This window comes from Brevundimonas sp. GCM10030266 (assembly GCF_042666595.1).
Classification (GTDB): domain Bacteria; phylum Pseudomonadota; class Alphaproteobacteria; order Caulobacterales; family Caulobacteraceae; genus Brevundimonas.
This window is the reverse complement of the sequence record NZ_JBHTCY010000006.1, coordinates 172,883-182,425: the sequence shown is the minus strand read 5'-3', so window position 1 is coordinate 182,425 and position 9,543 is coordinate 172,883. Positions and strand designations below refer to the sequence as shown.

Annotated in this window: 12 protein-coding genes; 8 read left to right on the top strand and 4 right to left on the bottom strand. The window is 68.4% G+C overall.

Features of this window, described 5'->3' with window-relative positions:
- Window positions 1-128 precede the first annotated feature (128 nt).
- From ACFQQC_RS18240 to ACFQQC_RS18230, 3 genes are all read right to left on the bottom strand, one after another.
- On the bottom strand, window positions 129-1,172 hold the full coding sequence (locus tag ACFQQC_RS18240; RefSeq protein WP_376863960.1) for a L,D-transpeptidase family protein: 1,044 nt from the start codon (window positions 1,170-1,172) through the stop codon (window positions 129-131).
- A gap of 62 nt (window positions 1,173-1,234) precedes the next feature.
- Complete coding sequence (locus tag ACFQQC_RS18235) at window positions 1,235-2,041, bottom strand: SGNH/GDSL hydrolase family protein (protein ID WP_376863959.1); 807 nt, start codon at window positions 2,039-2,041, stop codon at window positions 1,235-1,237.
- Entirely contained in the window at window positions 2,038-2,202 is a 165-nt protein-coding gene (locus ACFQQC_RS18230; RefSeq protein WP_376863958.1) for a hypothetical protein, read from the bottom strand. Before ACFQQC_RS18230 ends, ACFQQC_RS18235 begins: the two co-directional genes overlap by 4 nt.
- A 159-nt stretch (window positions 2,203-2,361) precedes the next feature.
- On the opposite strand from ACFQQC_RS18230, the gene ACFQQC_RS18225 reads away from it, so the two are divergent.
- Genes ACFQQC_RS18225 through ACFQQC_RS18215 form a run of 3 tightly spaced genes read left to right on the top strand, consistent with a single transcriptional unit; the run spans window position 2,362 to window position 5,479 of the window.
- A complete protein-coding gene (locus ACFQQC_RS18225; RefSeq protein ID WP_376863957.1) occupies window positions 2,362-3,507 on the top strand; it encodes a GNAT family N-acetyltransferase in 1,146 nt (381 codons plus the stop codon).
- Window positions 3,508-3,515: 8 nt separating this feature from the next.
- The gene (locus ACFQQC_RS18220; protein ID WP_376863956.1) at window positions 3,516-4,535 is read left to right on the top strand and encodes a cupin-like domain-containing protein; all 1,020 of its coding nucleotides are present in this window, start codon (window positions 3,516-3,518) and stop codon (window positions 4,533-4,535) included.
- A gap of 53 nt (window positions 4,536-4,588) precedes the next feature.
- The gene (locus ACFQQC_RS18215) at window positions 4,589-5,479 is read left to right on the top strand and encodes a GIN domain-containing protein (protein WP_376863955.1); all 891 of its coding nucleotides are present in this window, start codon (window positions 4,589-4,591) and stop codon (window positions 5,477-5,479) included.
- A gap of 152 nt (window positions 5,480-5,631) precedes the next feature.
- Here the strand turns inward: ACFQQC_RS18215 and ACFQQC_RS18210 are convergent, their stop codons facing one another.
- A complete protein-coding gene (locus ACFQQC_RS18210; RefSeq protein ID WP_376863953.1) occupies window positions 5,632-6,381 on the bottom strand; it encodes a porin in 750 nt (249 codons plus the stop codon).
- 249 nt (window positions 6,382-6,630) lie between these two features.
- Between ACFQQC_RS18210 and ACFQQC_RS18205 the strand changes: the two genes are divergently transcribed.
- From ACFQQC_RS18205 to ACFQQC_RS18185, 5 genes are all read left to right on the top strand, one after another.
- A complete protein-coding gene (locus ACFQQC_RS18205; RefSeq protein WP_376863952.1) occupies window positions 6,631-7,185 on the top strand; it encodes a hypothetical protein in 555 nt (184 codons plus the stop codon).
- Between the two features lie 335 nt (window positions 7,186-7,520).
- Complete coding sequence (gene rpsJ / locus ACFQQC_RS18200) at window positions 7,521-7,826, top strand: 30S ribosomal protein S10 (RefSeq protein ID WP_003164367.1); 306 nt, start codon at window positions 7,521-7,523, stop codon at window positions 7,824-7,826.
- A gap of 20 nt (window positions 7,827-7,846) precedes the next feature.
- Window positions 7,847-8,599, top strand: coding sequence for a 50S ribosomal protein L3 (rplC, locus tag ACFQQC_RS18195; protein ID WP_376863951.1), 753 nt, complete (start codon window positions 7,847-7,849; stop codon window positions 8,597-8,599).
- Complete coding sequence (gene rplD / locus ACFQQC_RS18190; RefSeq protein ID WP_376863950.1) at window positions 8,599-9,237, top strand: 50S ribosomal protein L4; 639 nt, start codon at window positions 8,599-8,601, stop codon at window positions 9,235-9,237. The genes rplC and rplD overlap by 1 nt, the downstream gene beginning before the upstream one ends.
- Entirely contained in the window at window positions 9,237-9,542 is a 306-nt protein-coding gene (locus tag ACFQQC_RS18185; protein ID WP_056450366.1) for a 50S ribosomal protein L23, read from the top strand. The genes rplD and ACFQQC_RS18185 overlap by 1 nt, the downstream gene beginning before the upstream one ends.
- Window position 9,543: the final 1 nt, after the last annotated feature.

Here is a 9,543-nt window from a genome sequence, read left to right as displayed (position 1 = left end):
GTGAAGGCGGCCGCACCGTCGGCGCCGGCGTCGTCGCCAAGATCATCGAGTAATCGACGGTCTAAACGGACTGACTAAAGAGACGGCCCCCGGAGCGATCCGGGGGCCGTTTTCTTTTGGGCGTCAGCCTAGACGAACCGCACCTCGACCCCCGGCTTGACCGCCGCGGCCAGTTGCCAGGCGTCCCAGTTGGTCAGGCGGACGCAGCCGTGGGAGGCGGTCTTGCCGATCTTCTCGGGGTCCGGCGTTCCATGGATGCCGTAGCTGGGCTTGTTCAGGTCGATCCAGACGACGCCGACCGGGTTGTTGGCGCCGGCGGGCACGACTATCCGCGCGCCGCCCGGGCCGTAGCTGAGCTTGGCCGGGTCGTAGACATAGTCGGGATTGCGGGCGACGCCGTTGACGCGGACGGTCCCGCTGGGCGTCGGATTGTCGCCGCTGCCGATGGTGGCGGGATAGTAGGCCAGCAGGCGGCCGTCTTCGGCGAAGGCCCGGACCGAACCCTCGGCCTTGTCGACGATGATGTGGTCCACATCGGCGGGCAGGGGGGCGGCGCCGATGGCGGGCACGACGATCTCCTGACCGGCGCGGCGGAAGTCGACGCCGGGGTTCAGCGCTTGCAGCAGGTCTTCGGTGATGTGGAAATGCTCGGCCATGCGCTCGCGGGCGCTGGTGTAGCGGACGCCGTTTTCGGCCTGTTCGGCCAGTTCGCCGGGCGGGGGGCTGAAGGGGCCGGCGACATCGGCGGCGGTCAGGGTGTGGGTGGTCATGGCCGGGCGGTCGTCGGCGCGGGTCAGCGTGTCGATCAGTTCCGCGTCGATGGCGTCGCCCTGCAGGCCATTGGCCTGACGATACGCCGCCACGGCCTGACGCAGGTTGGAGCCGGGGATGCCGTCGATGATGCCCGGCGAGAAGGTCGAGCGGTCCAGCAGCACCTGAAGCCGGATCAGGGCCGGATCGGGCTGGACCGGTCCGGTGGGCGCGGCGGCCGGGCTGCTGTCCGGCGCGGGCGTGGCGACCGGCGCGGTGATCCGGGCCTCGTTGATCTGGTCGGCGGTCAGGGCCGGCGCCTGCGAAGCCTCGATAGGGGCGCCATCTGCGGGGCGATCGGACGGACCGCAGGCGGCGAGGGCGATCAGGCTGGTCGAGGCGAGGATCAGGCGGAAGGACATGTGGACTCCGGACCGTTTACAGGTCCGGAAGCAACCCGCCCCGGCAGAGCTTGTTCCCGGATCTAGAGCAGGCGGGGCGCCAGGCCTTCGGCCGTCACCTCGGCCCAGCAGGCGTAGCCGGCGTCGTTCAGATGCAGGTCGTCGGGCCCGACGCCGCCGCGATCCAGACCGCTCCAGCCGGCCATGGCGTCGAAGCGGTGGAGCACCGCATAGCCGCCACGACGGCCTTCCTCGGAGATGCGTCGCGCCATGTCGCCCAGCGCCGGGTTGCGGCCACGGAAGGAGGCGTTCAGCGTCTCCTCGGGCAGGCGCTGCGGGTCGATCAGCAGAACATCCACATCGGCGGCCTGCAGCACCGCCTCGCCGCGATGGAAGTCGGCGAAGACGTCCTCGACCAGCCGGTCGCGCAGCACGTCGTTGGTGCCCAGCTGCCAGATCACCAGATCGACGCGCCCGGCGGCCAGTTCGCGCTCCAGCCGGTCGGCGGTCTCCTTGGCGGTCTCGCCGCCGATGCCGCGATTGAAGACGGTGACGTCCACGCCCGGCATCCGGCTTTCCAGCCCGAGCTCCAGCAGGGGCGCGAAGCCGAGCTCACGCCGGCTGGCCCCGATGCCCTCGATGGAGGAGGAGCCGACGGCGAGGATGCGCAGGGCGCCCGATCGCACGGCGGCGCGCGCGCGGGTCAGGCCGCCGTTGGCCGAGACGAAGCCGGTCTCCAGCGGGCAGACGGCGACCGGGGCCCCGAGGGTGACGACCGGCGGGCGCGCCTGAACCGGGGTTTGAGCCACGCTTTGGGCCTTGGCCGAGACGGGCAGGGCGGCCCCGGCCATGAGGGCGACGGCGGCGAGCATCGAGGCGGCTGACTTCAAGGGTTGGGCCTTCCGGTGGCGGGGTCGGTGGCCGTTTCGCCCGGGTTCGAGGAGCCTTCGGAGCCTCTGGGTTCGGTGGCCGGCCGGGGCGGCTCGCCATCCTTGCCGGGGCGCAGGTTCTCGTTCTCGGTCTCGCGGCTATCGGGACGGGCTTGGGTCATCGCAGGTCTCCTGAAGGTGGGGCAAGGTCAACGTGCGGCCGGGCGCCCGGCTCCCGAACACAAAGCGTTAACGACGAACGCTCACCGGGCCGAAACGGGGTCTATGGCATGAGATCCGCTGCGATGGCCCGATCCGTGGGCCGGGGCGGAAGGACGGCGATGACCGGATTCAAGGTCGATATCGTGAAGGCGGACCAGCTGGGCGAGGCCGAGTGGACGGCCTGGCGCGCCTTCCTGGCGGGCAACCCGGCGCTGAACAGCCCCTATTTCCGGCCCAGCTTCACGCGCGTGGCCGGACAGGTCAGCCCCGATGCGGCGGTGGCCGTGTTCAGCCGGGCCGGCCAGATCGCCGGCTTCTTCCCGCACCAGAAGCGCGGATCGGCGATCCAGCCGCTGGGCGCGCCGATGAACGATTATCATGGCGTCATCGCCCGGCCGGGCGAGGGGCCGACGCTGCAGGAGGTCGCCGACCTGCTGGGCGGATCGCGCCTGAACGTCACCGCCTGGGTCGGCGACATCGACCGGGGCGAGCCGCGCAACACCGTGCAGGTCGAGCTGGGCGATGACGGCTATGACGGCTGGTACGCCGAGCGCCGCCAGACCTTCGGCAAATTCTTCAAGGACAAGGAGCGCGCCCGTCGCAGCATGGAGGCCGAGCTGGGGCCGCTGCGGGTCGAGCGGGGCCTGCATGATCCGAAGCTGCTGGACTGGCTGATCGACCTGAAGCGCGATCAGTACCGGCGCACGAACCGGCACGACATCTTCGCCTGCGGCTGGACCGCCGACCTGCTGCACGCCCTGCTGCAGACCGAGGGCGAGAATGGATTCGGCGCCTCGATGGCCGGGCTGTGGGGGGGCGACCGGCTGACGGCGATCGAGTTCTCGCTGCACGCGGGCGACCAGTATCATTTCTGGTTCCCGGGCTATGAGCCGTCGCTGGCGCGCTGCTCGCCGGGGATCCTGCTGAGCATGGACACGATGCGGCTGGCGGCCGAGCTGGGCTACCGGACCTTCGACTTCGGCTTCGAGGGCGAGCACTACAAGAAATATTTCTGCAACGGCGCGCGGACCGTGCGCGAGGCGATCATCGTGCGTCCGGGGCTGGGCGCGGCGATGAGCCAGGCGGCGGTCAAGGCGCTGGATCTGGCGGGCGAGGGCAAGGGCGAGCGCCTGCGCGCCAGCGTCCGCCGTCGCTGGGCCGCCATCGAGGCCTGTGAAGTCACCCCCGCCAACCGCTTCAGGGGCGCCATGCAGGCGGCGGGCGCCGCGCTGAACAAGGTGCGCTCGAACAGCGCCACGGCCTGAGGATCAAGATGCCCCAAGAGACGCTTTCGACCCGCACCCGCTATTCCGGTCCGATCCGTCGCGCCGAGGCCCATCCGCACACCCTGGTCGAGCAGGGCTTCGCCACGGATGAGGCGCTGGCGGCGATCCTGGACCGCTACCCGGCCCATCTGTTCGACATCAACCTGTATGACTACGACGACGAGGGGCAGGTGTCCCTGCGCACCGGCGCGCGCGGTCGTCTGGACGGCGGCGAACTGCTGGCGGCGATCCAGCAGGGGCGGCTGTGGGTGAACATGCGCGAGGTCGAGACCGGCTGGCCCGAGCTGTGGGCCGCGGCCATGGCCGAGTTCGCCAGGGTGCAGGCGACCTATCCGGGGATGCGGGCCGTGCGCAACGCGGGCCAGCTGATCCTGTCCTCGCCCAAGGCGCGGGTGCCCTATCATTTCGACGCCGCCGGCGTGGTCCTGTTCCACATGCGCGGCCGCAAGCGGGTGTTCGTCTATCCGGGCGATGAGGCGCATCTGCCCGAGAAGAACATGGAGCAGGTGGTCGCGCGCCAGACGACCGAGGAACTGCCCTATACCCTCGCCTTCGAGCAGGATGCGCAGGTGATGGATCTGGAGCCCGGTCAGGCCCTGACCTGGCCCATCTATGCGCCGCACCGGGTGGAGAATCTGGACCGGTTCTGCGTCTCGCTTTCGATGGACTTCCAGACCTGGCCGTCGCGGTTCCGCAACGGGGCGCTCTACACCAACGCCGTGCTGCGCAGCCGGGGCGGGCAGCCACGCATGACCGACCGGATGGCGACTCCCGAACTGGCCGCGCGCTGGGCCGCCTCGCTGGCGCTGAAGAAGGCCGGGGCGCTGAAGAGCCGGCTGGAGCATTTCGAGCGCGACTTCGAGCCGGAAGTCGGCGTCGCCGATGGCGCGGGCACGCTGCGCCTGAATTTCCGGAAAGGCGCGCCCTGTCCCGCGCCCGGAACCCAGGCGGGGCGGGCCTTCGGGCCGGCTTTCTTACAACGGGGTCATGACCTCGTATTAAAGTGACTCAGGCGGTCGGCGGTCCCACCCTTTCCTCATACAGGACCGGGAGGCCATCCATGAAAACCGCAATCGTAACCGCCGTATCCGCCCTCGCCCTGGCCGTCGTGGCCGGGCCGGCGATGGCGAAGGAACCGAGCGTCGAGATCCGCAGCGCCGTGGCGCGCGTCTCGGTCGTGGTCGAGGACCGCAACGACATCGCCGTGGAGGTCGAGCACGGCTCGTCCGGTCTGCCGCGGGTGCAGGTGTCGCGCCGGGGCGACGAGGTTCGCATCGACGGCGGTCTGCGCCGCGGGGGGCTGTTCGGCGGCGGCAATGACGGCATCCGACAATGCGACAACGGTCGCGCCGGCAGCCTGCCCGGAGAGGGCGCGTCGGTTCAGGTGCGCGACGTCGGTCGGGTGGACCTGTCGGACGCGCCGCTGATTCTGGTGCGGGTGCCGCGCAATGTGGAGGTGGACGCCTCGGGCGCCATCTTCGGGTCGGTCGGCCGCGGCGCCCGGTCGGTGGAGCTGAACCACGGCGGCTGCGGTCGCTGGGATGTGGCCAATGTGGACGGCCCCGTCACCCTGGCCATCGGCGGCTCGGGCGATATCCGCACCGGGAGCTCGCGGGCGCTGGATGTGTCCATCGGCGGTTCGGGCTCGGTCCTGGCCGGCGCCACCCGCGATCTGAACGTCGCCATCGGCGGATCGGGGGATGTGCGGGTCGCCCGTCTGGACGGGGATCTGGAGGTCGCCATCGGCGGTTCGGGCGACGTGGATGTCCGCTCCGGCAGCGCGCCCAAGGTCGATATCAGCATCGCCGGGTCGGGTGACGTGAACTTCGGCGGCGTGGCCGGCGACGTGGACGTGTCCATCTTCGGCGGCGGCGACGTGACCATCGCCCGGGCCACCGGCTCGGTCAGCCGCTCGATCATGGGCGGAGGCGATGTGAGAATCGGGAACTGACCGCTTCAGTGACCGTGACGAGAAGGCCCGGGGATGTGGAACCCCCCGGGCTTTTTTCATGTCCGCCGTTCGGCCCCGGCGTCCGGCCAGCAAAAAGCCCCGGCGGATCGCTCCGCCGGGGCTTCTCTCATGCGATCAAGATCGCCGGGTGCTTAGAGGGCGCCCAGGATGCTCGAGATGCCAGCGCCCGGCAGGGCGGCGCCGGCGCGGTCGCGGGCTTGCAGACCGCCACCGAAGCTGTAGCGCAGGCCCAGGCTCCAGGTGTCGACGGTCAGGTCTTCCACGTCACCGCGGGTGAAGCCGCCGACGACCGAGAACGGGGTGTTGGCGATTTCGTACTCGGCGCCCACGCCGTAGGTCCACAGGTCAGCGCCGAAGCCGGCGATGTCCAGGTCCGAATAGCTGACGCCGGCGTTCAGGCGCAGGTTGGTCATCGGATAGATGGCGGCGTCGACGCCGACGGTCCAGGCGTCGACGTCGATGTCGTCGGCGGTGGTGTAGGCCAGCGAGCCGGTCAGGGTGGCGTTGGCCAGGTATTTCTGGACTTCGCCGCCGAAGGTCCAGGCGGTTTCGCTGCCGGCGTCAGCCGCGCCGACGAAGCCGCCGACGCGCAGGTCCGAGTTGACGACGGTGGTCAGGTGCGCCGTGCCGGCGACCGAGGTGTCGTTGGCGTCGTCGTTGTGGCCGATCGAACCGGCGAAGGTGGCGGTCCAGCCCTGGAAGGCGTCGACGGCGACCACGCCGTCCACGGCGTAGACGTCAGCGTCGCCGGTCAGGCCGCCGAAATCGGCTTCGACGTTCGAGTAGGTCACGCCGACCGAGCCGACCGGGCCCGATTGGGCGAACGCCGGAGCGGCGGCGAAGGCGGCGACAGCGGCCGTGGCGAGGAAGAGAGACTTCATTGTTTTTTCCCGTTGATAGGGCAGCGTCGTGCGCGCTGCGGGACGGGGCCTAACAGTCAGGGTTGCGGCGAGGCTATTACAAACCCGTCACAAACCAGTGGCTTGGCTGTCATGTGGCGGATGCGCCACGCATTGTGGCGCCGGTGCGGCGCCCTTGAGGGCGGATAGCGGCGCAATCTGTTCTGATCGTCAGAAAGCGTTGGTTTCCTACTCCATCCTGATGACGCAGGTTCGCGGCGGGAGGATGCGATGAGACTCACACGATCCGGTCTGGCGGCGCTGCTGGCGGTGCTGGCGATGGGGCAGGGGACGGCCGCGGCGCAGACGGCCTCGCACGAGACGCCGCCCGAAGGCTTCGTCTGGTATGTGCTGAACACCCTGAACAGCGCCGACCTGGATATCGAGGATCCGACCAATCGGCCGCCGCTGGTCACCGAAATCCCGCAGGGGGTGCTGGAGCCGATGGAGGTCAATGACGACGGCCGGGCTGACTGGTTGATCCGCTGGCCGGAGGCGATCGCGTTCTGCGGCACGGGCGGCTGTCGCGTCTCTCTATATATAAGCGACGGGGACGGCTTCGTTCGCGCCTTCGACCGGCAGGCGCTGGCGTTCGGGATCAGCGGGGTCGGCGCCGGGCGGCGGGTGGAGGCGACGCTGCACGCCCTGGAGTGCGAGGATGGCTCGGACCCGTGTCGGCGGGCGTGGGTCTGGGACAAGCAGGCGGGGCGACTGCGGGAGCACCCGCCGGGCGCCGCGCCCGTCGCCGTGATCGCGGTTCCCGCGGCGACGGATATGGAGGAATAGGGGCGGGCGACGGGCTGATGGCGACGGCGCCGCTCGCGTCCCGCGAAATCAGGCTCCGCCACGTTTTCGCCGCTTGACGAACGGGGACTCAATCGGCATAAGCGCCAACTCTTGTTGGACCGGCTGTGCACCCCCGGGTGCAGACGCGGTTCGCAGGAACGACCTGAGTGCCTGTTCTTTGCAGTTTCTTGGGACTTAAACGGCCTTCGCGGGGGACTGCGTGGGCCGATCGTTTTTGCGAAGTGCGTACTCTGAAGGCCTCTTGGCCTGAAGACTCCGGTCTTTGAAATGGTTCACAGGGACGCAGGTTCGCCTGCTTGGGAATAGCAACCGATATGGATCAAAGCATCCGCATCAGGCTCAAGGCCTTCGATCACCGCGTCCTCGACTTTTCGACGCGCGAAATCGTCAACACGGCCAAGCGCACGGGCGCGACCGTTCGTGGTCCGATCCCGCTGCCGACCCTGATCGAAAAGTTCACCGTGAACCGCTCTCCGCACGTCGATAAGAAGTCGCGCGAGCAGTTCGAAATCCGCACGCACAAACGCGTGCTCGACATTGTCGATCCGACCCCGCAGACCGTGGACGCGCTGATGAAGCTCGACCTGTCCGCCGGCGTCGACGTCGAAATCAAGATCTAAGAAGAAAGAGGCGGGATCCGATGCGCACGGGCGTGATCGCCAAGAAGCTGGGCATGACCCGCGTGTTCGCCGATGACGGCGCGCACGTTCCGGTCACTGTGCTGCAGCTCGACGGCTGCCAAGTCGTCGGCCAACGTACCCAGGAGCGTGACGGCTACGTCGCTCTCCAGCTGGGCGCTGGCACCAAGAAGGCCAAGAACACCAACAAGGCTCAACGCGAAGCTTTCGCGAAGCTGGAAGTGGAACCGAAGGCCTATGTCACTGAATTCCGCATCGATGCGGACGCCATGATGGATGTGGGCGCCGAGTTCTCGGCCGATCACTTCGTCGCCGGCCAGAAGGTCGACGTTCAAGCCGAGACGATCGGTAAGGGCTTCGCCGGCGCCATGAAGCGCTGGAACTTCGGCGGTCTGCGCGCCACGCACGGTGTTTCGGTCTCGCACCGCTCGCACGGTTCGACGGGTAACCGTCAGGACCCGGGCCGTACGTTCCCGGGCAAGAAGATGGCCGGCCACCTCGGCCAGGAAGTCGTCACCACCCAGAACCTGACCGTCTTCCGCGTTGACGCGGAACGCGGCCTGATCCTGATCAAGGGTGCTGTCCCCGGTCACGAAGGCACTTGGGTCAAGATCCGCGACGCCGTGAAGAAGGCCCGCCCGGCTGAAGCCCCGTTCCCCGGTGGCGTGAAGTCGTCGGCCGCTCCGGCTGCTCAACCCGCTGAAACCCCGGCTGAAGAAGCCCCGGCTGAAGCGACCGAAGGCGGTGAAGCGTAATGAAACTCTCGGTCATCAAACTCGACGGCAAGGCCTCGGGCGACGTTGAACTGTCGGACGCCGTCTTCGGCATCACCGACATTCGCGGCGACCTGCTGGCCCGTTACGTCAACTGGCAGCTGGCCAAGCGCCGCGCCGGCACCCACAAGGTTCAAACCCGCAACGAGAACTCTCGTACGGGCAAGAAGATGTACAAGCAGAAGGGCACCGGCGGCGCCCGTCACGGTTCGCGCCGTGCGCCGCAGTTCGTCGGTGGTTCGCGCGCTTTCGGTCCGGTCGTTCGCTCGCACGCCTACGACCTGCCCAAGAAGGTCCGCGCCCTGGCCCTGCGTCACGCCCTGTCGTCGAAGATCGTCGCCGGCAACCTGGTGGTTGTCGACAGCGTCTCGGTGAAGGAAGCCAAGACCGCCGCCCTGCGCGAAACCTTCGGCAAGCTGGGCTGGACCAAGGCCCTGATCATCGCTGGTCCGGAAGTTGACGCCAACTTCGGTCTGGCCGCTCGCAACATCCCGCACATCGACGTGCTGCCGAACGCCGGCCTGAACGTCTATGACATCCTGCGGGCCGACAAGCTGGTGCTCACGAAGGCTGCTGTTGAAGCCATCGAAGCCCGCTTCGCGAAGAAGGAGGCCGCGTAATGGCCGGCGCTCAACCGACCGCGCGTCACTACGACACCATCCTGGCTCCGGTGATCACCGAGAAGGCCACGATCCTGTCGGAACAGAACAAGGTCGTTTTCCGCGTCGCGGACAACGCCTCGAAGGACGAGATCGCCGCTGCGGTCGAAGCCCTGTTCAAGGTCAACGTGCTGAAGGTCAACACCCTCGTCCAGAAGGGCAAGACCAAGCGTTTCCGCGGCATCATGGGCCGTCGGGTCGATATCAAAAAAGCGATCGTGACGCTGGCTGAAGGCCAGTCGATCGACGTCACCACGGGGCTCTAAG

Bases quoted from the DNA above. Each gene is read 5' to 3' on its own strand.
- ACFQQC_RS18240 (WP_376863960.1), bottom strand. From the start codon at position 1,172: ATGTCCTTCCGCCTGATCCTCGCCTCGACCAGCCTGATCGCCCTCGCC.
- ACFQQC_RS18230 (WP_376863958.1), bottom strand. From the start codon at position 2,202: ATGACCCAAGCCCGTCCCGATAGCCGCGAGACCGAGAACGAGAACCTG.
- ACFQQC_RS18225 (WP_376863957.1), top strand. From the start codon at position 2,362: ATGACCGGATTCAAGGTCGATATCGTGAAGGCGGACCAGCTGGGCGAG.
- ACFQQC_RS18220 (WP_376863956.1), top strand. From the start codon at position 3,516: ATGCCCCAAGAGACGCTTTCGACCCGCACCCGCTATTCCGGTCCGATC.
- ACFQQC_RS18215 (WP_376863955.1), top strand. From the start codon at position 4,589: ATGAAAACCGCAATCGTAACCGCCGTATCCGCCCTCGCCCTGGCCGTC.
- ACFQQC_RS18210 (WP_376863953.1), bottom strand. From the start codon at position 6,381: ATGAAGTCTCTCTTCCTCGCCACGGCCGCTGTCGCCGCCTTCGCCGCC.
- ACFQQC_RS18205 (WP_376863952.1), top strand. From the start codon at position 6,631: ATGAGACTCACACGATCCGGTCTGGCGGCGCTGCTGGCGGTGCTGGCG.
- rpsJ (WP_003164367.1), top strand. From the start codon at position 7,521: ATGGATCAAAGCATCCGCATCAGGCTCAAGGCCTTCGATCACCGCGTC.
- rplC (WP_376863951.1), top strand. From the start codon at position 7,847: ATGCGCACGGGCGTGATCGCCAAGAAGCTGGGCATGACCCGCGTGTTC.
- rplD (WP_376863950.1), top strand. From the start codon at position 8,599: ATGAAACTCTCGGTCATCAAACTCGACGGCAAGGCCTCGGGCGACGTT.
- ACFQQC_RS18185 (WP_056450366.1), top strand. From the start codon at position 9,237: ATGGCCGGCGCTCAACCGACCGCGCGTCACTACGACACCATCCTGGCT.